This window comes from Rheinheimera sp. MM224 (assembly GCF_947090785.1).
Classification (GTDB): domain Bacteria; phylum Pseudomonadota; class Gammaproteobacteria; order Enterobacterales; family Alteromonadaceae; genus Pararheinheimera.
Genome location: NZ_OX352320.1, coordinates 3,341,319 through 3,364,081, shown reverse-complemented (window position 1 = coordinate 3,364,081; position 22,763 = coordinate 3,341,319). Strand labels below are relative to the sequence as shown.

20 protein-coding genes and 2 tRNA genes are annotated in these 22,763 nt (G+C 46.6%); 20 read left to right on the top strand and 2 right to left on the bottom strand.

Annotation, left to right across the window (positions count from 1 at the left end; all coding sequences use genetic code 11):
- Positions 1-11 precede the first annotated feature (11 nt).
- From carB to OM978_RS15880, 3 genes are all read left to right on the top strand, one after another.
- Positions 12-3,233 (top strand): carbamoyl-phosphate synthase large subunit, encoded by a 3,222-nt coding sequence (gene carB, locus OM978_RS15890; protein ID WP_264343254.1) that lies wholly within the window; start codon positions 12-14, stop codon positions 3,231-3,233.
- On the top strand, positions 3,230-3,706 hold the full coding sequence (gene greA / locus OM978_RS15885; RefSeq protein WP_264343252.1) for a transcription elongation factor GreA: 477 nt from the start codon (positions 3,230-3,232) through the stop codon (positions 3,704-3,706). The genes carB and greA overlap by 4 nt, the downstream gene beginning before the upstream one ends.
- Positions 3,707-3,787: 81 nt before the next feature.
- A complete protein-coding gene (locus OM978_RS15880; protein WP_264343250.1) occupies positions 3,788-4,198 on the top strand; it encodes a hypothetical protein in 411 nt (136 codons plus the stop codon).
- Here the strand turns inward: OM978_RS15880 and yhbY are convergent.
- Positions 4,195-4,491: a ribosome assembly RNA-binding protein YhbY gene (yhbY, locus tag OM978_RS15875; protein ID WP_008900389.1), complete on the bottom strand. Its 297-nt coding sequence runs from the start codon at positions 4,489-4,491 to the stop codon at positions 4,195-4,197. The genes OM978_RS15880 and yhbY overlap by 4 nt on opposite strands.
- Before the next feature lie 84 nt (positions 4,492-4,575).
- On the opposite strand from yhbY, the gene rlmE reads away from it, so the two are divergent.
- From rlmE to OM978_RS15790, 17 genes are all read left to right on the top strand, one after another.
- On the top strand, positions 4,576-5,205 hold the full coding sequence (rlmE, locus tag OM978_RS15870; RefSeq protein WP_008900388.1) for a 23S rRNA (uridine(2552)-2'-O)-methyltransferase RlmE: 630 nt from the start codon (positions 4,576-4,578) through the stop codon (positions 5,203-5,205).
- An 81-nt stretch (positions 5,206-5,286) separates the two neighbouring features.
- The gene (gene ftsH, locus OM978_RS15865; protein ID WP_264343249.1) at positions 5,287-7,197 is read left to right on the top strand and encodes an ATP-dependent zinc metalloprotease FtsH; all 1,911 of its coding nucleotides are present in this window, start codon (positions 5,287-5,289) and stop codon (positions 7,195-7,197) included.
- A gap of 74 nt (positions 7,198-7,271) precedes the next feature.
- Positions 7,272-8,114, top strand: a complete 843-nt coding sequence (folP, locus tag OM978_RS15860; RefSeq protein WP_264343248.1) for a dihydropteroate synthase — start codon at positions 7,272-7,274, stop codon at positions 8,112-8,114.
- A complete protein-coding gene (gene glmM, locus OM978_RS15855; protein WP_264343247.1) occupies positions 8,107-9,441 on the top strand; it encodes a phosphoglucosamine mutase in 1,335 nt (444 codons plus the stop codon). The genes folP and glmM overlap by 8 nt, the downstream gene beginning before the upstream one ends.
- 83 nt (positions 9,442-9,524) lie before the next feature.
- Entirely contained in the window at positions 9,525-10,271 is a 747-nt protein-coding gene (tpiA, locus tag OM978_RS15850; RefSeq protein WP_264343246.1) for a triose-phosphate isomerase, read from the top strand.
- Positions 10,271-10,609, top strand: coding sequence for a preprotein translocase subunit SecG (secG, locus tag OM978_RS15845; RefSeq protein ID WP_233011136.1), 339 nt, complete (start codon positions 10,271-10,273; stop codon positions 10,607-10,609). Before tpiA ends, secG begins: the two co-directional genes overlap by 1 nt.
- Positions 10,610-10,628: 19 nt before the next feature.
- A tRNA-Leu gene (locus tag OM978_RS15840) sits at positions 10,629-10,713 on the top strand.
- Between the two features lie 71 nt (positions 10,714-10,784).
- Positions 10,785-10,861: transfer RNA gene (locus tag OM978_RS15835), tRNA-Met, on the top strand.
- Between the two features lie 259 nt (positions 10,862-11,120).
- Complete coding sequence (rimP, locus tag OM978_RS15830) at positions 11,121-11,576, top strand: ribosome maturation factor RimP (protein ID WP_264343244.1); 456 nt, start codon at positions 11,121-11,123, stop codon at positions 11,574-11,576.
- A gap of 28 nt (positions 11,577-11,604) precedes the next feature.
- Positions 11,605-13,101: a transcription termination factor NusA gene (nusA, locus tag OM978_RS15825; RefSeq protein ID WP_233011134.1), complete on the top strand. Its 1,497-nt coding sequence runs from the start codon at positions 11,605-11,607 to the stop codon at positions 13,099-13,101.
- A 26-nt stretch (positions 13,102-13,127) separates the two neighbouring features.
- Positions 13,128-15,809, top strand: coding sequence for a translation initiation factor IF-2 (gene infB, locus OM978_RS15820; RefSeq protein WP_264343242.1), 2,682 nt, complete (start codon positions 13,128-13,130; stop codon positions 15,807-15,809).
- Positions 15,810-15,895: 86 nt separating this feature from the next.
- The gene (gene rbfA / locus OM978_RS15815) at positions 15,896-16,324 is read left to right on the top strand and encodes a 30S ribosome-binding factor RbfA (RefSeq protein WP_233011132.1); all 429 of its coding nucleotides are present in this window, start codon (positions 15,896-15,898) and stop codon (positions 16,322-16,324) included.
- Positions 16,324-17,265 (top strand): tRNA pseudouridine(55) synthase TruB, encoded by a 942-nt coding sequence (truB, locus tag OM978_RS15810; protein ID WP_264343239.1) that lies wholly within the window; start codon positions 16,324-16,326, stop codon positions 17,263-17,265. The genes rbfA and truB overlap by 1 nt, the downstream gene beginning before the upstream one ends.
- A 100-nt stretch (positions 17,266-17,365) precedes the next feature.
- Complete coding sequence (rpsO, locus tag OM978_RS15805; protein ID WP_008900377.1) at positions 17,366-17,635, top strand: 30S ribosomal protein S15; 270 nt, start codon at positions 17,366-17,368, stop codon at positions 17,633-17,635.
- Between the two features lie 480 nt (positions 17,636-18,115).
- Positions 18,116-20,248: a polyribonucleotide nucleotidyltransferase gene (gene pnp / locus OM978_RS15800; RefSeq protein WP_264343238.1), complete on the top strand. Its 2,133-nt coding sequence runs from the start codon at positions 18,116-18,118 to the stop codon at positions 20,246-20,248.
- Positions 20,229-21,146 (top strand): lipoprotein NlpI, encoded by a 918-nt coding sequence (nlpI, locus tag OM978_RS15795; protein ID WP_264343237.1) that lies wholly within the window; start codon positions 20,229-20,231, stop codon positions 21,144-21,146. Before pnp ends, nlpI begins: the two co-directional genes overlap by 20 nt.
- Positions 21,121-22,371, top strand: coding sequence for a hypothetical protein (locus OM978_RS15790; RefSeq protein WP_264343236.1), 1,251 nt, complete (start codon positions 21,121-21,123; stop codon positions 22,369-22,371). The genes nlpI and OM978_RS15790 overlap by 26 nt, the downstream gene beginning before the upstream one ends.
- Here the strand turns inward: OM978_RS15790 and OM978_RS15785 are convergent.
- The gene (locus tag OM978_RS15785; RefSeq protein ID WP_233011127.1) at positions 22,352-22,705 is read right to left on the bottom strand and encodes a PilZ domain-containing protein; all 354 of its coding nucleotides are present in this window, start codon (positions 22,703-22,705) and stop codon (positions 22,352-22,354) included. The genes OM978_RS15790 and OM978_RS15785 overlap by 20 nt on opposite strands.
- Positions 22,706-22,763: the final 58 nt, after the last annotated feature.

Sequence of the window (22,763 nt, the reverse complement as noted above, 5' to 3'; positions counted from 1 at the left end):
AGAGAATAGCTATGCCAAAACGTACCGATCTTAAAAGTATTCTTATCCTCGGCGCCGGTCCTATTGTGATTGGTCAGGCTTGTGAGTTCGATTATTCAGGTGCTCAAGCCTGTAAAGCATTAAAAGAAGAGGGTTACCGCGTCATTCTGGTGAACTCTAACCCTGCCACTATCATGACAGACCCGGAAATGGCCGATGCGACCTACATCGAACCTATTCACTGGCAAGTGGTTGAGAAAATCATTGAAAAAGAACGTCCATGTGCGGTGTTACCGACCATGGGCGGTCAGACCGCGTTAAACTGTGCGCTGGATTTAGAGCGTCATGGTGTGCTGGCAAAATACAATGTCGAAATGATTGGCGCTACAGCGGATGCCATCGACAAAGCAGAAGACCGTGGTCGTTTCGATAAAGCCATGCGCTCTATCGGTCTGTCTTGCCCACGTGCTGGTTTTGCGCACTCTATGGAAGAAGCGTACGGCGTATTGGAAACTATTGGTTTCCCTTGCATCATCCGTCCATCTTTCACTATGGGTGGTTCAGGTGGCGGTATTGCTTACAACCGCGAAGAATTTGAAGAAATCTGTACCCGTGGTCTGGATTTATCGCCAACTAAAGAGTTGCTGATTGATGAGTCGCTGATCGGCTGGAAAGAATATGAGATGGAAGTGGTTCGTGATAAAAACGATAACTGCATCATCGTTTGTTCTATCGAAAACTTCGACCCTATGGGTGTGCACACAGGTGACTCAATCACTGTAGCCCCGGCTCAGACCTTAACGGATAAAGAATATCAAATCATGCGTAACGCCTCTTTGGCTGTACTGCGTGAAATTGGTGTGGAAACCGGTGGTTCAAACGTCCAGTTTGGTATCAATCCTGAAGATGGTCGTATGGTCATCATCGAGATGAACCCACGTGTATCACGTTCTTCAGCTTTAGCGTCCAAAGCAACGGGTTTCCCTATTGCTAAAGTGGCGGCCAAGCTGGCTTGTGGTTATACGCTGGATGAACTGGCAAACGATATTACCGGCGGTAAAACACCGGCGTCGTTTGAGCCAAGCATCGACTATGTTGTGACCAAAGTGCCACGTTTTAACTTTGAAAAATTTGCTGGTGCCAATGACCGCTTAACTACTCAGATGAAGTCTGTCGGTGAAGTGATGGCGATTGGCCGTAACCAGCAAGAGTCGCTGCAAAAAGCCTTACGTGGTCTGGAAATTGGTGTTTGTGGTTTAGACCCAATCATTGATATCCACGCTCCTGAAGCCAAAGAAAAAATCATCCGTGAACTGCGTGAACCTGGTTCACACCGCATTTGGTACATAGCAGATGCCTTCCGTATGGGCATGAGCATGGATGAAATCTATGCGCTGACCAAAATCGATCACTGGTTCCTGGTTCAGATTGAAGATTTACTGAAAGAAGAAACTGCAGTGCAAGCTGCTGGTTTTGCCGGTTTAGATGAAAGCCGCTTAAAAGTATTAAAACGTAAAGGTTTTGCCGACCAACGTTTGGCTGACTTATTAGGTGTAGCTGAAAGCGAAGTGCGTAAAAAGCGTCACAGCTTTGGCCTGCACCCAGTGTATAAACGTGTGGATACCTGTGCTGCTGAGTTTTTATCAGACACGGCTTACATGTACAGCACCTACGATGAAGAATGTGAAGCAGCACCAACTAATCGTGACAAGATCATGATTATTGGTGGTGGTCCAAACCGCATCGGTCAGGGTATTGAGTTTGACTACTGCTGTGTGCACGCTGCTCTGGCCTTACGTGAAGACGGTTACGAGACTATTATGGTCAACTGTAACCCTGAAACCGTATCGACTGACTACGACACTTCAGATCGTCTGTACTTTGAATCTATTACGCTGGAAGACGTACTGGAAATCGTGCTTAAAGAACAGCCTAAAGGCGTTATTGTTCAGTACGGTGGCCAGACCCCATTAAAATTAGCCCGTGCATTAGAAGCGAACGGAGTACCAATTATTGGTACTTCACCAGATGCTATTGACCGCGCTGAAGACCGTGAACGTTTCCAGCAGGCGGTAGAACGTTTAGGTTTAAAACAACCACAAAACGCCACAGTCACCAGTCTGGAAGAAGCCATTGCTAAAGCTCCGGCCATTGGTTACCCAATGGTGGTGCGTCCGTCTTATGTATTAGGTGGCCGTGCTATGGAAATCGTGTATGACGATATCGACTTACGTCGTTATATGACCGAAGCGGTCAGCGTGTCGAACGATTCTCCGGTACTGCTGGACCGTTTCCTTGATGACGCCATCGAAGTGGATATCGACGCTATTTGTGACGGCAAAGAAGTCATCATCGGCGGCATTATGGAACACATTGAACAAGCCGGTGTGCACTCAGGCGACTCAGCCTGTTCTTTACCACCACACAGCTTATCTGTTGATGTACAGAACAGAATGCGCGAGCAGGTGAAAAAGCTGGCGCTGGAGCTGGGTGTGGTCGGTTTAATGAACACTCAGTTTGCTGTGAAAGATAATGAAATTTATCTGATTGAAGTGAACCCTCGCGCTGCCCGTACTGTGCCTTTTGTGTCAAAAGCTACAGGTATGGCAGTGGCTAAAGTGGGCGCCCGTTGTATGGCTGGCCAGTCTTTAGCATCCCAGGGTATTACTAAAGAAATTATTCCACCTTATTTCTCAGTGAAAGAAGTGGTGATCCCGTTTAACAAATTCCCTGGTGTGGATCCAATCCTCGGCCCTGAAATGCGCTCAACAGGCGAAGTGATGGGTGTGGGTGATACCTTCGCTGAAGCTTTTGCCAAAGCAGAGTTAGGTGCAGGCACTGTGATCCCAACAGGTGGTCGTGCTTTACTTTCAGTGCGTGACAGCGATAAAGTGCGCGTTGTTGAACTAGCCAGAACTATGGTTGAGCTGGGTTTCGAGCTGGATGCTACTGGTGGTACTGCCAAAGCTTTAGAAGCAGCGGGCATTGAATGCCGTACTGTCAGCAAAGTATTTGAAGGCCGCCCGCATATTCTGGACCGGATCAAAAACGGTGAATACAGCTATATTGTCAACACTACTGAAGGTCGTCAGGCGATTGAAGACTCTAAAGTGTTACGACGTGGCGCGCTGCAACATAAAGCCAACTACACCACAACGTTAAATGCAGCCTTTGCAACCTGTAAAGCTAACGCAGCAAACGCTTTCGCTACAGTTGCATCAGTGCAGGAACTACATAAGAGAGTATACGGATGAGTCAGATCCCTATGACGGTTGAAGGGGCTCAGCGCTTGCGTGATGAACTGCAAGAGCTGAAAACCGTAAAACGTCCGGCTATCGTTATAGCTATTGCTGAAGCGCGAGCTCATGGTGATTTAAAAGAGAATGCGGAATACCACGCAGCCCGTGAACAACAGGGCTTTTGTGAAGGCCGCATTCAGGATATCGAAGCCAAGTTATCCAATGCGCAGATCATCGATATCACTAAATTGCCAAATAACGGCAAAGTGATTTTTGGTTCTACTGTGACTATTCTGAACCTGGATACGGAAGAAGAAGTAACCTACCGTATTGTCGGTGATGATGAAGCGGACATTAAAAACTTCAGGATTTCGGTGAATTCACCTATAGCCCGGGGTTTAATTGGTAAAGCAGAAGAAGATGTGGTCACCATCAATACTCCATCTGGTATGGTTGAGTTTGAGATCACTCAGGTGCAGTATTTATAAGCTGGATCAGTACTAAAAAGGCGGCTTAGGCCGCCTTTTTACTCTAAATCACTCAGGGCACGCAGGTAGCAGAGCACAGATATGCAAAGAGGTCAGACAAAAGCTTATCAGCTTCAACTGATGGACCAGGTGCTTTGGGTTCAGGTTTTTGGTGTGTCTAGCTTACTGGGTACTGAAGAGTACGTCAGAGATTTCCGGGCTTTGGTGACTCCAATAGTGGCGGAGCCTTGGGCTGTGGTCTTGGATATCAGGCAGTGGCAAGCCAGTCCGGCGCAGTCGTTGGATTTGCTAAAGCAGAACTCGGTTTGGGCTTTTGCGCACAATTTGCATCACGTGGAATTGTTGTTACCAGCGGATGAAATGCTGACCTGGCAGTATTTAAAAGCGACTGAAGTGGATAAACCAGCTTATTTGACCAGACATGTTGCAGAGGATGAAGAGTCGGCCCGCTTGTTTTTGCAGGCCGCAGGTTACTTAAAAGGCGCTGATTAACCTTTTGGAATATGTAACTTTTTCTCTTTGGCAGCGCGGTAGATCACCAGAATATGGCCAATCACTTGCACTTTTTGTGCTTTGGCTTCGCGCACTATAGCGTCCATGATAGCGACTTTTTCTTCGCGATCGATGCTTGGAACTTTAACTTTGATCAGTTCATGGTGCTCTAACGCCAAATCAATTTCGGCCATCACACCTTCAGTTAATCCGTTGCCACCCAACAGAATGGTTGGCTTTAACTCGTGTGCTTTGGCTTTTAAAAACTGTTTTTGTTTATTACTAAGGTTCATATGTGTAGATTTTCCGTGTTGGAAAGCTTGAAATTACACTATTGTACCGCCATCTTGCTATGAAGACTATTTAAGAGTACTCAGATGACAAAGAAAAAACGTTCCGGCAGCTCGTCTCGCTGGTTACAGGAACACGTAAGCGACCCTTTTGTGCAAAAAGCGCAAAAATTAGGGCTAAGATCCCGGGCCGCGTTTAAGCTGGATGAAATTCAGGACAAAGATAAACTGATCAAAACCGGCATGACGGTCGTAGATCTAGGGTCAGCACCAGGCAGCTGGTCGGCACGTGCTGCTGAATTAGTAGGTCAGGCAGGTTGTGTGGTGGCTTGTGATATTCTGCCGATGGACCCTTTAGCAGGTGTGGCCTTTTTACAAGGTGACTTTCGCGAAGAAGCAGTATTAAACGCTTTGTTAGAGCGTATCGGGGGCCGTAATGTCGATGTAGTATTGTCCGACATGGCGCCTAATATGAGTGGCAACAGCACAGTGGATCAGTCCAGAAGTATGTATCTGGTCGAACTGGCGCTGGAAATGTGTAACAACGTATTGAAGAAAAATGGCAGTTTTGTTGTCAAAGTATTTCATGGTGAAGGCTTCGAACCCTTTGTACAGCAGGTTCGCAGTGTATTCACTACAGTACGGATCCGTAAACCAGATTCGTCCCGGGCGCGATCCAGTGAGACATATATCGTAGCGACAGGCTTTAAAGTCTAGTAAAGTAGCGGTAGGTTCATTTTATCGTAACCTTGTTTTCGTAATTATTTTCGTAACTGAGAGGTTCTCACCTTGAGTGACATGGCAAAAAATCTCATCGTATGGCTGGTTATCGCCGTTGTATTGATGTCGGTATTTAATAGTTTTGGTCCTGCTGACAAAACAGAGAAGCAAATGAGTTATACCCAGTTCCTGAAAGAAGCCAATCAGGGCCAGATCCGCGAGGTGAAGGAACAGAGTGGCGTCATTACTGGTGTAAAACGTTCAGGCGACCGTTTTGAAACTGTGATCCCAACTGGCTACGATCCAAAGCTGATTGATGACATGTACAAAAATGACATCACCTTCTCTGGTACTGCACCTGAGAGTCCAAGCATGTTGGGTCAGATTTTTATCTCCTGGTTCCCAATGCTGTTGCTCATCGGTGTCTGGATTTTCTTCATGCGTCAGATGCAAGGCGGCGGTGGCAAAGGCGCTATGTCCTTTGGTAAGAGCCGTGCCCGTTTAATGGGTGAAGATCAAATCAAAACTACTTTTGCTGACGTTGCAGGTTGTGACGAAGCAAAAGAAGAAGTGACGGAGCTGGTGGATTATCTAAAAGATCCATCACGTTTCCAGAAGCTTGGCGGTAAAATTCCAAAAGGTATTTTAATGGTCGGCCCACCAGGTACAGGTAAAACCCTGTTAGCCAAGGCGATTGCCGGTGAAGCTAAAGTACCGTTTTTTGCCATATCTGGTTCTGACTTTGTTGAAATGTTTGTTGGTGTCGGTGCCAGCCGTGTGCGTGACATGTTTGAGCAAGCGAAAAAAGCTGCTCCTTGTATCATCTTTATCGACGAAATTGACGCCGTAGGCCGTCAGCGTGGTGCAGGTTTAGGTGGTGGTCATGATGAACGTGAACAAACCTTAAACCAGATGCTGGTGGAAATGGATGGTTTTGATGGTAACGAAGGTATCATCATCATCGCCGCAACCAACAGACCAGACGTATTAGATGCTGCTTTATTAAGACCAGGCCGTTTCGACCGTCAGGTGGTGGTAGGTTTACCTGATGTACGCGGTCGTGAACAGATTCTTAAAGTGCATATGCGCAAAGTGCCGTTAGGTGACGATGTCAAAGCCAGTGTGATCGCTCGTGGTACTCCGGGATTCTCTGGTGCCGATTTAGCAAACCTGGTAAACGAAGCTGCATTGTTTGCTGCCCGTGGTAACAACCGTGTGGTTGGCATGGAAGAGTTTGAAAAAGCGAAAGATAAAATCATGATGGGTGCAGAGCGCCGTTCTATGGTGATGTCGGAAGCTGAAAAAGAGATGACTGCGTATCACGAAGCAGGACACGCTATTGTTGGTTGTCTGGTGCCAGAGCATGACCCTGTGCACAAAGTGACTATTATTCCTCGTGGCCGTGCTTTAGGTGTCACTTTCTTCTTACCAGAAGCCGATGCGATCAGCATCAGCCGTCGTAAACTGGAAAGTAAAATTTCAGTGGCTTACGGTGGCCGTTTGGCTGAAGAATTGATCTACGGTACTGACTCCGTATCAACAGGTGCTTCACAGGACATCAAATACGCCACTTCTATTGCGCGTAACATGGTGACTCAATGGGGCTTCTCGGACAAATTAGGTCCGTTGTTGTACGCCGAAGAAGAAGGCGAAGTATTCCTGGGCCGTAGTATGGGCAAAGCGAAGAATATGTCTGATGAAACGGCCAGTATTATCGATTCTGAGATCAAAGCCATTATCGACCGTAACTACAACAGAGCAAAAACCCTGATTGAAGAAAACATGGATATTTTGCATGCGATGAAAGAAGCGCTGATGTTGTATGAAACTATCGATTCCAGACAAATTGATGATCTGATGAATCGTCGTACTGTGCGTCAGCCGGAAAACTGGGAACCAAAGGACAAAAACAAAGGCTCCAACAGTGATGATACCAAGCCTGTTGATGCTGTTAGTCCGTCAGAGCCATCCACAGAAAATCCTCTGTAAAACTTTAGTTCTGACTAATCAAACCCCGGGAATTCCCCGGGGTTTTGCTATGTGCAGGATGAAGGAGTCTTTTTATGTTATTGCAATTACCCCGTAATCGGCAGTTGGATTTATCCCGTCCTAAAGTGATGGGTATTTTAAATATCACGCCGGATTCGTTTTCTGATGGTGGCCGCTTTATTGGCAAAGACGCTGCTTTGGCCGAAGCTAGGGCTATGCTTGCTGCTGGCGCTGCTATTTTGGATATTGGTGGCGAATCGACCCGACCAGGTGCAGAAGAAGTCTCAATACAACAAGAGCTTGATAGAGTCTTGCCAGTGATTGAAGCTATCCGCTCTGAGCTGGACTGCATTATTTCTATCGATACCTGCAAAGCACAAGTGATGAAAGAGGCTGTGTCTGCTGGTGCTGATATCATTAACGATATTAAAGCCTTGTTAGACCCTGGTGCGGTTGAAGTGGCTGCAGCTGCGCAAGTGCCTGTGTGTTTAATGCATATGCAAGGGCAACCCAGAACCATGCAGCACTCGCCTCTGTATCAGGATGTGGCTAAAGAGGTCTATGACTTTTTGCAGCAAAGAGCAGAAGTTTGTATCGCCGCAGGTATCCCAAAAAGCCAGATTATTCTCGACCCTGGCTTTGGTTTTGGTAAAAGTTTGCAACATAACTATCAGCTGTTAAGTCAGCTTTCAGACTTGCTGGGGTTAAATTACCCTTTGCTTGTCGGAATGTCGCGTAAATCTATGATTGGTCAGTTATTACAGCTTCCGCCTGAGGAACGTTTGGCAGGTAGTTTGGCCTGTGCCACAATAGCTGTTATGAAAGGTGCCCGTATTATTCGCGTGCATGATGTTAAAGAAACTGTACAAGCCGTGGCTATAACTTGTGCCACCTTATTTGGAGTAGAGCATGTCTAGGAAGTATTTTGGCACTGATGGTGTACGTGGCAAAGTGGGCGAGTTTCCAATTACGCCTGAATTTGCGATGAAGTTAGGTTGGGCCGCTGGTCGGGTGTTATCACAGCGTGGTACCAAAAAAGTATTGATTGGCAAAGACACCCGTATTTCGGGTTATTTATTAGAAACTGCATTGGAAGCTGGTTTAGTGGCCGCTGGTGTGGATGTGCGTTTATTAGGACCAATGCCAACTCCCGCTGTGTCTTACCTGACCCGTACTTTCCGTGCTGAAGCCGGTATTGTCATCAGCGCATCGCACAATCCTTATTATGATAACGGTATTAAGTTTTTCTCAGCCGACGGCACTAAGTTACCGGATGATGTAGAACTGGCTATCGAAGAAGCGATGGAACAGCCTATGGTTTGTGAATCGTCAGAGCGATTAGGTAAAGCTATGCGTATTGATGACGCTGCTGGCCGCTATATCGAATTCTGTAAAAGCCATATGCCAAACCACTTATCCTTAAGTGGTTTAAAAGTGGTGCTGGATTGTGCTCACGGAGCCACCTACCACATAGCTCCTAATGTATTCCGTGAATTAGGTGCAGAGGTTCAGGCTATAGGTGTTAGTCCTAATGGTTTAAATATTAACGACCATTGTGGCGCCACTCATACTGACCTGTTACAGAAAACTGTAGTTGAAACTGGTGCGGACTTAGGTATTGCCTATGACGGCGATGGTGACCGTGTGATGATGGTGGATCATACCGGCCGCGTCATTGATGGCGATGAAATTGTTTATATCATTGCCCGTAATGCTCAAAAACTGAATAAGCTGCAGGGCGGAGTCGTGGGTACTCTGATGAGCAATATGGGTTTAGAGTTGGCCTTGGCCGAGTTAGATATTCCTTTTGCCCGCTCTAACGTCGGTGACCGTTATGTGGTTGAAATGCTGGCACAGAAAAACTGGCGTATTGGCGGTGAAAACTCTGGTCACGTACTGAACCTGGATCATGCGGGTACAGGTGACGGCATTATTGCCTCAATTCAGGTATTAACTGCCATGCTGGAAGCAAAATTGTCGCTGGCTGATTTGGCGCAGGGCATGACGAAAATGCCACAAGTGCTGGTGAACGTAAAATTTGAAAAAGGTACTGCACCTTTAGAAAACTTGCACGTCAAGAAAGTCATACAGCAGGTTGAACAGGATTTGAACGGCCAGGGTCGTGTTTTGATCCGAAAATCTGGTACTGAACCATTAATTCGTGTAATGGTAGAAGGAAGGATACAAGACGAAGTACAACAATATGCACAAAAAATAGCCGATGCGGTGAAGATCGCCAGCTAAAAACTGCTAATTTAGCCATCAAGTCTTGTCTGGACGGGTGAGGTTAGTTACTATCTCGCCCGTTTTAATTCAGAGGCAATAACATGAGACAACGTAAGCCGTTAGTGGTCGCTAACTGGAAAATGAATGGCAACTCTGATCTGGTTCAGCAGATGTCAGAAGCCTTGTCTGTGTTAAACCAACCTCTGCCTGATATTTTGATCTGCCCTCCGGTAATTTTTCTATCCCACTTTCCAAAACATGCCAATTATAAATTGGGTGCTCAGAATATGAGCGAACAGCTGGTGGGGGCCTTTACCGGCGAAATCTCTGCGGATATGCTACGGGCCGCTGGTGCTGCTTATGTCATTCTTGGCCATTCAGAACGTCGTGCCTTGTACGGTGAGCTGGATGCTGTGATCAGTCAGAAAGTTAAAGTGGCTGTTGATGCTGGTTTAACTCCAATACTTTGTGTCGGTGAAACTTTGCAGCAAAGAGAAGAAGAAAAAACTTTGCAGGTTCTTGCACGGCAATTAGATGCGGTGTATGCTGCGCAGCCTCATTTACTGGCGCATTCTGTGGTAAGTTACGAGCCGATTTGGGCCATAGGCACAGGTCAGACAGCAACACCGCAGCAAGCTCAGCAAGTGCATCAGTTTATACGCCAACATTTGGCGCAATATGATGCGCAGGCAGCAGATGTGTTAAGAATTATTTATGGTGGCAGTGTCACTGCTGCTAATTGTGAAGCCCTGTTTGCAGAGGCTGACATAGACGGTGCCCTTATTGGTGGCGCCAGTTTGAAAGTGGCAGATTTTTCTGCGATTTGCACAATGGCAAAGGATTCATAATGTACGAATTGTTTATTGTATTGTATCTGTTAGTCGCATTAGCCCTGATCGTTCTGGTATTAATCCAGCATGGTAAAGGTGCTGACATGGGCGCTTCTTTTGGTGCTGGCGGTTCAGCCACTATTTTTGGCTCATCAGGTACAGGTAACTTCTTAACTCGTACTACGACAGTACTGGCAACTTTGTTTTTCGCTTTGAGTCTGTTACTGGGTAACCTGAGTACAGACCGTGTGAAAGCTGTAGACGAATGGCAGGATTTATCTGTGCCAGTCGAAACGAAAGCAGCTGACGCAGTAGAAGAGAAAAAGCCAGCATCAGATATTCCTGTAGGAAACTGATTGCACCTCTGATTTTTTAGCCGAGATGGTGAAATTGGTATACACGCTACCTTGAGGTGGTAGTGCCTTCGGGCGTGCGGGTTCAAGTCCCGCTCTCGGCACCAATATACAAAAGCACAGCAAGCAATGCTTGCGATAGTCAGACCAGGACTATATAATGTGCGTCGCTTACGGACGCGGGATGGAGCAGCCTGGTAGCTCGTCGGGCTCATAACCCGAAGGTCGTCGGTTCAAATCCGGCTCCCGCAACCAATTTTTTACTGATCAATAAAACTTCTCAAGTTTCATTAAACAGCAAAATTGTAACCGTAAGATGCTTTTGTTAAGCAGAAGCTATGCCCAGGTCAAGCAGTTCACTGTGAAGCCTACAGAATTCAGGACTTTGATTGGCGATATCAGAGTCCAGTCAGCTCTAAAGTCGCCCCGAAATTTCGGGGCGTTTTTATATCTGGCGACAAGGTTTTACTACTATTCTGGGCTCTATGCCCTTTTTTTATTTCTGGAGGTCTCTTTGACTAAACAAGAACAGCAGTTAACTGAGCTGTTAACGCCAACAGTAGAAGCCGCAGGCTTTGAACTGGTCGGCATAGAGTTAGTTCGTGCTGGACGTCACTCTATTCTGCGGGTTTATATTGACCATCAGGATGGTATTACTGTGGACCACTGCGCCACTGTAAGCCGTGAAGTGAGTGCGTTACTTGATGTTGAAGACCCTATCCCGAATGAATATTACCTTGAAGTGTCCTCTCCTGGTTTAGACCGCCCACTTTTTACTCCTGCTCATTTCGCCAAAGTTGTTGGCCAGATCATTGAAGTAAAATTGGCTATTCCTCAGGATGGACGCCGCAAATTTAAAGGCCTGCTGACGCAAATCGAAGACGATATGTTAGTAGTGGAAGTGGATGGCAAACTCTACCGTTTGCTGATGGATAACGTAGATAAAGCGAACGTAGTGCCTGTGTTCTGATACACGGGTCGAAGCGAGGCAAAATAATATGGCTAAAGAAATTTTATTAGTAGTAGACGCGGTCTCGAACGAAAAGTCAGTTCCGCGCGAGAAAATTTTCCAGGCGTTAGAGTACGCGTTAGCGGCCGCCACTAAAAAGAAAAACGAAGGCGACATCGAAGTCCGTGTGACCATAGATCGTAAAACTGGTTCTTATGAAACTTTCCGTCGCTGGATGGTTATTCCAGACGATCAGGTACAAGAACATCCGTACCGCGAAATCACCTTGTCTGCGGCTCAATACGACGAACCTCACTTACAAGTGGGCGATTATGTTGAAGAGCAAATCGACTCTATTACTTTTGACCGTATCACCACCCAAATGGCGAAGCAGGTCATAGTACAAAAAGTACGTGAAGCAGAACGTTCACAAGTGGTTGAAGCTTATGTGGATCAGGTCGGTGAGTTAGTCACTGGCGTGGTGAAAAAAGTAAACCGCGACAGCATCATTGTCGACTTAGGTAACAATGCAGAAGCCATGTTAGCTAAAGAAGAAATGTTGCCACGTGAGACTTTCCGTCCAGGCGATCGTATCCGTACTTTGTTGTTTGAAGTAAAACCAGAAGCCCGTGGTGCTCAGCTGTTTTTAAGCCGTACCCGTCCTGAAATGCTGATCGAATTATTCCGTATCGAAGTGCCGGAAATCGGCGAAGAGATGATTGAAATCCGTGGCGCTGCGCGCGATCCGGGTTCACGCGCTAAGATTGCAGTGAAAACCAACGACCGCCGTATTGACCCTGTGGGTGCTTGCGTAGGTATGCGTGGTTCACGTGTACAAGCCGTATCCAGCGAATTAACGGGCGAACGTGTTGATATCGTTTTATATGATGACAACCCGGCTCAATTTGTGATTAACGCTATGTCACCAGCAGAAGTTGCTTCTATCATCGTTGATGAAGACAAGCACTCTATGGACATAGCAGTAGAAGACAGCAACCTGGCCATGGCCATTGGTCGCGCTGGTCAGAACGTGCGTTTAGCTAGCCAGTTAACTGGCTGGGAATTAAACGTGATGACGGTTTCTGCCATGAAAACCAAACACCAGGAAGAAAATGCCAAGGTGTTGGAATTGTTTATGACTGCACTGGAAATCGATGAAGATTTTGCTGGTGTGTTAGTAGACGAAGGTTTCTCTACCTTAGAAGAAATCGCCTATGTGCCGGTCAGCGAACTGTTGTCTGTTGATGGTTTAGACGAAGATACAGTAGAAGAGTTACGTAAACGTGCTAAAGCCGTGTTAACCACACGTGCTCTGGCCAGCGAAGAATCACTGGAAGGCTCAGCGCCTAGTGAAGCATTAGTTAATCTGCCAGGTGTTGGTACCCACACAGCTTATGTGTTGGCCAGCAAAGGCATCATCACTCTTGATGATCTGGCAGAGCTTGGGGTAGATGATTTGATTGAAATCGAAAAAATGACTGAAGAAAAAGCGGCAGAGCTGATTATGGCTGCCCGTAATATTGTTTGGTTCAGTGAAGACAAATAAGTGGGTCAACGGAGGTAAAAACTGACATGGCAGATGTAACCATAGAAAAACTGGCCAGTGACGTCAATACGACTGTTGATCGTATAATCCAACAGTTTGCGGATGCAGGCATAACAAAACAAGTCGGCCAAATGGTCAATGAAGAAGAGAAAAAAACTCTTCTGGATCACTTAAGCCGTGCCCACGGCGGTCAGTCCGCTGAACCGTCCAAACTGACGTTAGTTCGTAAAGAAAAAACCACCCTGAGTGTGGCCGGTGGCGCTGGTCGCAACCGTGAGATTCAGGTTGAAGTGCGCAAGCAAAAGACTTTCGTTAAACGTCCTTCTGGCGAAGAAGCTGCAAAGCTGGCTGAAGAAGAACGTATTGCCGCAGAACAAGCAGCAGAAGCTGCAAAACGTGAACATGAGCGTTTAGCTGCTGAGCAAAAAGTAAAAGAAGAAGCCAACCGTAAAGCGAAAGAAGAAGCTGACCGCAAAGCTGCTGAACAGAAAAAACGTGACGAAGCAAAACACGCTCAGTTAATGAAAGATGATCCGGAAGAAGCGGCTCGTCGTGCAGCGAAAGAAGAAGCTAAGGCTGAAGCTGAGCGCATCAAAGCACAACAGGAAGCTGAGCAGTTACGTAAGCTGGAAGCCGAAGCTTTACAACAAGCTGAAGCTGCACGTCGTTTAGCTGAAGAGAATGCGGAACGTTGGGCTAAAGAAGAAACAAAACCAGCAGCTGAAGACGCTGATTATCACTTAACCAGCAACGTGTATGCGAAGCAAGCTGAAGACGAAGTGGACGCCCGTGAAGAACGTGGTGGCCGTCGTACGACGAAAAAAGCTCCTGCTGGCAAAGCCAAGAAAAAAGATGATGCTGATGATAAAGATGCGTTTAACCGCGCTAATCGTCACAAGAAAAAGAAAACGCCTGTCAGCATGCAGCATGGTTTTAACAAACCAGCTCAGCCGGTAGAACGTGAAGTAAAAATTGGCGAAACCATCACAGTGGCTGAATTAGCTTCGAAGATGGCCGTTAAAGCTTCTGAAGTGATCAAGGTCATGATGAAAATGGGTGCTATGGCAACCATTAACCAGGTGATTGATCAGGAAACAGCAGCTATCGTTTGTGAAGAGATGGGCCACAAGTTCACTCTGACCAAAGAAAACGAGCTGGAAGAAGCTGTAATGTCTGACCGTCAGGGTGAAGGCGAGTTAGAGCCTCGTGCTCCGGTTGTTACCGTTATGGGTCACGTTGACCATGGTAAAACCTCTACACTGGATTATATCCGTAAAGCAAAAGTAGCAGCTGGCGAAGCCGGTGGTATTACTCAGCATATCGGTGCTTACCATGTAGAAACAGAACGCGGTATGGTGACTTTCCTTGATACTCCAGGTCACGCTGCTTTTACTTCAATGCGTGCCCGTGGTGCTAAAGCCACAGATATCGTTATTCTGGTGGTTGCAGCAGACGATGGCGTGATGCCACAAACCAAAGAAGCTATTCAGCATGCGAAAGCTGCTGGTGTGCCTCTGGTTGTCGCTGTCAACAAGATGGATAAACCGGATGCTGATCCGGATCGTGTTCGTAACGAATTATCTCAGTTTGGTGTTATTTCTGAAGAGTGGGGCGGTGATACTCAGTTCGTGCCTATCTCTGCAAAAACCGGTATGGGTATTGACGACCTGCTGGAAGCCATCCTGAACCAGGCTGAACTGCTTGAATTAAAAGCAGTGAGAAAAGGTCTGGCCCGTGGTGTGGTGATTGAATCACGCCTGGATAAAGGTCGTGGTCCTGTTGCTTCCATCCTGGTACAGGAAGGTACACTGCAACAAGGCGAAATCGTGCTTTGTGGTTTCGAATACGGCCGTGTTCGTGCAATGCGCGATGAAAACGGTAAAGAAATCAAAGTTGCTGGCCCATCCATTCCGGTTGAGATCTTAGGTCTGTCCGGTGTGCCTCAGGCTGGTGATGAAGTGACTGTAGTGAAAGACGAGCGTAAAGCCCGTGAAGTTGCTTTGTATCGTCAGGGTAAATTCCGTGACGTCAAATTGGCCCGTCAGCAGAAATCTAAGCTGGAGAACATGTTTGCGAACCTGTCCGAAGGCGATGTGTCAGAACTGAACATAGTTCTGAAAGCAGACGTACAAGGTTCTGTGGAAGCGATCAGTGAATCACTGAGCCGACTGTCGACTGATGAAGTGAAAATCAAAATCATCGGTAGTGGCGTGGGTGGTATTACTGAAACTGACGCGACGCTTGCAGCTGCATCATCGGCTATCGTTATCGGTTTCAACGTGCGTGCCGAAGGTACTGCCCGTAAGATCATCGAAGACGAGAATCTGGACTTACGTTACTACAGCATCATTTATGAACTGTTAGATGAAGTACGTGCAGCGATGACTGGTATGTTAGCTCCTGAGTTTAAACAACAGATCATTGGTCTGGCTCAGGTTCGTGCCGTGTTCCGCTCACCGAAGTTTGGTGCTATCGCAGGTTGTATGGTGACCGAAGGTATCATTAAACGTAACGCACCAATTCGTGTACTGCGTGACAACGTAGTTATTTACGAAGGTGAACTGGAGTCCTTGCGTCGCGTTAAAGACGACGTATCCGAAGTACGCAACGGCTTCGAGTGTGGTATCGGCGTGAAGAACTACAACGACGTGCGTGAAGGCGACCAGATTGAAGTGTTCGAAGTCGTTCAAGTAGAACGTACTTTATAAGCACCTCATTGGTAGGTTATAAGATACAGAGATCGGCAGGGGCTTAGGCCCCTGTTTCTTTCTGCTCAAATGTGTTGGAAAGAGTTATGGCTAAAGAATTTACCCGGGTAGACCGTCTGTCGCAGCAAATGCAGCAGGAAATCGCAGTGATTTTACAACGTGAAATCAAAGATCCACGCTTACACAACATGATTACTGTGTCTGATGTAGACGTGTCGCGTGACTTATCACACGCCAAAATTTTTGTTACTTTTTTAGGCTTAGAAGCTGAAAAGGTAAAAGCAAACCTGGATATTTTAAACGACGCCTGTGGTTATGTCCGCAGTCTGATCGCCAAGCGTATTCAGGCCCGTATTGTGCCAACGATTCGTTTTTACTTTGACCAGTCTTTGGATCAGGGTATTCATATGGCCAACCTGGTTGAACAGGTACGCCGTGAAGATGACAAGCGTCGTATTGATGCAGGTCAGGAACCTGATCGTAAACCTAAGGTCGACAAGGACGAGGAAGAGTAATGGCGCGTCGTGCTGTCCACGGCATTCTGTTACTTGATAAGCCGTTAGAAATTTCCAGCAATGGTATTTTGCAGCGGGTGCGTTGGTTGTATCAGGCAGAAAAAGCCGGTCATACCGGCGCTTTAGATCCACTGGCCAGTGGTTTATTGCCGATTTGTTTTGGTGAAGCCACTAAGTTTTGTCAGTTCTTATTAGACACCGACAAAACTTATTTGGTGACTGCGCATTTTGGTTTACGTACTGACACCAGCGATGCGGCAGGTGAAATCATCAGCCGTAAGCCAGTGACTTTTGATCAGGCCCTGCTTGAGCAGATGATGCAGCAGTTCCGTGGCCCCCAGATGCAAGTTCCGACTATGTTTTCGGCCTTAAAGTATCAGGGGCAGCCGCTGTACAAATATGCTCGTCAGGGTATTGAAGTACCACGTGAAGCGCGGCCTATCACTATCTTCCGTTTTGAATTGCAGCACTTTGACGGCGAATATGCCAGCTTCCTGGTGCATTGCAGCAAAGGCACTTACATTCGCACCTTAATCGATGACTTAGGTGAGGCTTTAGGTTCTGGTGCTTATGTCAGCGCTTTACGTCGTATTCATGTGGGGCCTTTTGATGCTGCGCAAATGCTGACGCAGGAACAGCTGGTGCCGTTTAACGACAAGCAAGACTGGGCTGGCTTAGACGCTTTATTGTTGCCGATGGATTTAGCCTTAACAGGCTTGCCAGAGCTGAAGCTTACGGAAGAACAGCAAAAACGTTTAGTGCATGGTCAGACGGTGTTGTTAAGCGAGTCTGAGTTGGCGGATTTAGGTATGGAATCTGCTGGTGCTGTTAAGTTGTATGGTCCTGCCCAACAGTTTATTGGTGTAGCTTCGTTAGAGACCGGCGTGTTGTCGGTACGACGTTTGCTCAATACCAGTGCGTGGCAAACTCCAGCGCTATAATTTTGCTTGTAAGACTTTAAGAAAGCGCATAGAATGCGCGCTCATTTTCGTTGTTGCTGGATTAGTGGCCGGCACAACATATCTCTCTATTGGAGGCTCTATGTCACTAACTACAGCTGAAAAAGCGCAAATCTTAGCAGATTTCGCTGTTAAACAAGGCGATACTGGTTCACCAGAAGTACAAGTTGCATTATTAACTGCAACTATTGCTAAGTTACAACCGCACTTTGCTGACCACAAGCACGACCACCACTCACGTCGTGGCCTGTTACGTATGGTTAGCCAACGTCGTAAGTTATTAGATTACTTAAAAGGCAAAGACGGTCAGCGTTACGCTACTCTGATCGAGCGTTTAGGTCTGCGTCGTTAATTCGCAGCTTATGCCTGAAAAAGCCAGTCTTAGACTGGCTTTTTTATTCGCCGCCATCCATGGCGCTCACCCTGTCGGGCCATCGTCGCTTCGCTCCAATGTTCAAAATCGCTCCAGGCGATTTTTTACATTGTGCTATCCTGCAAAATGCCCTTTGGGCCAGCTGAAGCTGTTAAAAATCGTTCCAGACGATTTTTTTATTCGCCGCCATCCATGGCGCTCACCCTGCCGGGCCATCGTCGCTTCGCTCCGATGTTCAAAATCGCTCCAGGTGATTTTGTGCTTTTTGCAGGTTAAAAATTCATATCAATGCAACTTAATGCCTTCATGATGTTCTTACCGCCCGGACATGCTTAAATTTTATACCCTGCGACTCTGGTGCCAGCTATCTTTTCAGCCTTGTAACAGGCTATACTGTGCCGCGAAAAACAGACCAAAAGACTCCGCGAAAAAACGCGAAAAATAGAAAGGAAATAATCAGTGAACCCCATCGTAAAATCATTCCAGTTTGGCCAACACACTATCACTCTGGAAACCGGCGTTATCGCCCGTCAAGCAGACGCGGCTGTACTTGCAAGCATGGGTGATACCTCTGTGTTAGTCACAGTGGTCGCTAAAAAACAACCAAAACCAGGTCAGGACTTTTTCCCTCTGACTGTGAACTATCAGGAAAAAACTTATGCGGCAGGCCGCATCCCTGGTGGTTTCTTCAAGCGTGAAGGCCGTCCGTCAGAAGGCGAGACTTTAACTTCACGTTTAATCGACCGTCCAATCCGTCCATTATTCCCTGAAGGCTTCACCAACGAAGTTCAGGTTATTGCCACTGTAGTTTCAGTACAACCTGAAATTCAGCCGGACATTATCTCTATCATCGCTACTTCTGCTGCACTGGCTATCTCTGGTATCCCGTTCAGTGGTCCATTAGGCGCGGCTCGTGTTGGTTATGTAAACAGCCAGTACGTGTTAAACCCGTCAGAAACTGAATTAAAAGATAGCAAACTGGATTTAGTGGTTGCAGGTACTGCAAACGCTGTATTGATGGTTGAATCTGAAGCTGGCGTATTGTCAGAAGAAGTGATGTTAGGTGCAGTCGTATTTGGTCACGACCAAATGCAAACTGTGATCAACGCTATCAATGAATTTGCTGCTGAAGCTGCAAAACCAGTATGGAACTGGGTTGCTCCGGTGAAAAACGCTACAGTGACCAGTAAAATTGCTGAACTGGCAACAGCTCCTGTTGGCGAAGCTTACCGTATTACTGAAAAAGCAAAACGTTACGAAGCCATTGGCGCTATCAAAGCTGAAGTGTTCGCTAAAATCAAAGCTGAATTAGCGGAAGGCGAAGGCTTTAACGAAACTGAAGCCAACGAAATTTTCCACAACCTGGAAAGCCAAATCGTACGTAGCCGTATCATCAAAGGCGAACCACGTATTGATGGTCGTGATAACGAAATGATCCGTGCTTTAAGTGTAATGACAGGTTTATTACCACGTACACACGGTTCAGCTCTGTTCACTCGTGGTGAAACTCAGGCTTTAGTCACTTGTACTTTAGGTACTGCCCGTGACGCGCAAACAGTAGATGACTTACTGAGCGAAAAAACCGACAACTTCCTGTTCCACTACAACTTCCCTCCGTACTCAGTAGGTGAAACTGGTATGGTTGGCTCACCAAAACGTCGCGAAATCGGTCACGGCCGTTTAGCTAAACGTGGTGTAGCTGCAGTAATGCCTGATTTCAACGACTTCCCGTACACAGTACGTATGGTTTCTGAAATCACTGAATCAAACGGTTCAAGCTCTATGGCTTCTGTATGTGGTTCTTCATTAGCTCTGATGGATGCTGGTGTACCAATCAAAGCTTCTGTAGCTGGTATCGCTATGGGTCTGGTGAAAGAAGGTAATGATTTCGTTGTTCTGTCTGACATTTTAGGTGATGAAGATCACTTAGGTGACATGGACTTTAAAGTGGCTGGTACTACTGAAGGTATCACTGCGCTGCAGATGGATATCAAAATCGAAGGTATCACTCGCGAGATCATGCAGATCGCTCTGAAGCAAGCTAAAGCTGCCCGTATTCACATTCTGAACGTGATGGACCAGGCAATCAGCACGCACCGTGAAGAGCTGTCTGAACATGCTCCACGTATCTACACTTTAAAAATCAACCCGGAAAAAATCCGTGACGTGATTGGTAAAGGTGGTGCTGTGATCCGTCAGATCACTGAAGAATCTGGTACTACGATCGAAATCGAAGATGACGGTACAGTGAAAATTGCTGCGACTAACTCACAAGCTGCGAACATCGCCATCAACCGTATCGAAGCTATCACAGCTGAAATCGAAGTAGGTGCAGTGTATCAGGGCGAAGTAGTACGTATTGTTGACTTCGGTGCTTTCGTCAACGTTCTGCCTGGCAAAGACGGTTTAGTTCACATTTCACAAATCTCTGATGAGCGCGTGAGCAATGTAGCTGACCATTTAGTCATAGGTCAGAAAGTTGCTGTTAAAGTCATGGAAGTGGACAAGCAAGGTCGTGTGCGTTTAAGCATTAAAGAAGCTCAGGACAAACCTGCAGCTGTTGAGTCTGCTGATGCTGTTGAAGCTCAGTAAGGTCTCTGACCTGACCAAAAGTGCAGTGCTGCTTGCAGCACTGCTGGCTCTGGGCGCTTGCGCCCAGAAACCTTCAACTGAAGTTGCTGTACTGGTGGAAAACCCACTGGAACCAGAACCAGTTCCTGCCTCTTATCGCACTGAAATTGCTATAGCGCGAATTTCCGAGCTGTTGACCAAAGCCGAAACCACAGATGAACAACGTGCCCGGTTATTTTACGACCGTGGTGTGATGTACGACAGTGTCGGTTTACGTTCATTAGCCCGTTTTGATTTTCTGCGAGCCTTGCGTTTACAGCCTGATATGGCCGATGCTTATAACTTTATTGGCATTCACCATACCTTAGTGGGCAATTACACCGAAGCTTATGAGTCGTTTGATGCCGCTTTAGAGCTGGCGCCAGACTACGATTATGCCTATTTAAACCGGGGTATAGCTCTGCTGTATGACAGTAAAACTGATCTGGCTATTGGTGATTTTGAACAGTTTTATCAGGCTAAACCTGAAGATCCATACCGTTCATTGTGGTTGTATTTTGCCGATGCCAAGTTATCTGTTCCTGAAGCTCAGGCGCGTTTAGCTCTGAATCAGGTTAAGTTGGATCAAGCGCATTGGGCCAGCAATATAGTGGCTTTTTATCTGGGGAAAATCTCAGAACAAGAGTTACTGGATGCTGCAGCTAATGTAAATTCCGATCCACAGCAACTGGCTGAACGCTTATGTGAAGTTTATTTCTACCTGGCCAAGTGGCATCAACAGCAGAACCCAACTAAGGCGCTGGATTACTATAAAAAAGTACTGGCGACTAATGTGTATGAGTTTGTTGAACACCGTTATGCCCGCATAGAAATGAACAGGCTGCGTGGTTTAGATGCAAGCACTGCACCTGTTAATTAACAGACTGATGCAACTCAATAAAAAAAGCCGGTTTTCTGGCTTTTTTACTTTAAAAAACACTTTGGTTATTTTTTTGCTTTGTTGCTTGGTGGGCTGTAAGCCAGTACTTGAGCATTTGCCTGAACAGCAATTAATGGATGAAGCGCAGCAAGGCAATGGGGCTGCCGCAGTAATACTCGCGAAAAAGCGGGAACAGCAAGGCGACTTACAAGCTGCACTGAACTGGTATCAAAAAGCTGTGGATGCCGGGCTCACCAATGAGCTTGCTGCTTTAATTGCGCTGAAACAGCGCCAGGATGGCTTTTTAGCGGCCGCTGGTTATCTTGAGCAACACCTACAGCAACAGCAGAGCTTAAACGCAGCAGAGGCTGATTTAGCTGCTGATTATGGCCTTTGGCAGTATGTGCACAACACAGTTCCATCTCCAATACACTCAAATTCCTCTTGTAGCCTTACTTTGCAACCTGTAGTCCAGTCCAGAGCCGGTAGTCGACAGTTGCAACTGTTGCAGCAGCAGTGGCTGCAGGATCCGCAGCTTTCTTCGTTATCTGTCTGTTTTTTGCCTGAAAAGCGCGTTAATAGCACTGACTTACAATGTAGTTACCAGCCAGGGCAACGTATTCAGTGTCAGTATCCGGTATTAATGTCCCATGTTGCAGAGGGTGGCTTTAGCCAGTTACTGCTGGTAGCGGGCGAGGGCAATGCAAATTACAACAATGGCATAGTGCAACTTGCTGAAAGCAGTTCTTTTGCAGTATTCAGACACGAGTTTGCGCATATTCTGGGTTTTATCGATGAATACAGCTTAAGTGCACAAGTGGCAGCCACTGAATGTAATAGTGATAAAATCCGGCCTAACTTGCTAACGAATAAAAACCAGCTGGACGTATTTTTACAGCATTGGCAATTGCACCCTGATGAAGTACAGCTAATGCCGGTTGATAGTTGTAACAACGTGGGGGTGCAGGCTTATGCACCTGTAAACAACTTAAGCTTTATGCGTTCACATGTGGCGGAAGTGCCAGCCTTGTATTTCGAGTTGATGCAGAAGGTTTTAGCTCAGCCCGAATTGATTATGCCGGTGCAGTATTTTTATGCTTATTTAGCCAGACAGCAGCAGGACTGGCAGAGTTGGCGATTACTAATGGAACAGGCTGCAAAACAAGGTTATCCGGATGCACAAGAGTCCGTGCAAAAGGCTGCTACTATTCCGACAGCTCCGTAAGTTCACGGCTTAACAAGTCGGCATCGCCTAAATTCAGCTCAAGTAAACGACGTAAATGACTGGCGGAGTCGATATCTATTTTATCGCAGCGCACACCTACACAAGTGCCATTCAAATGCGCCACAGTTACATCCATAAACAAATCCACACCAGACTCATTCAGTTGAAACTGCAGCTGGAAGTGTTGGCCTGATTGCAACTCAGCCGCCTTATCTAACTGCAATAACGCACCTTTGAGTGACAAATCCTGCAATTGGCCAGTGTATACAGTGTCGGCATTTTTCAGTTGTACAGGGCCAGAAAATAACACCCGACTAAAACGTCTGTTGTCCATACCAAATCCTTCAGTTCAGTGCGTTGAGCATAGTAGTTATCAGCATGAAAAGACAGTG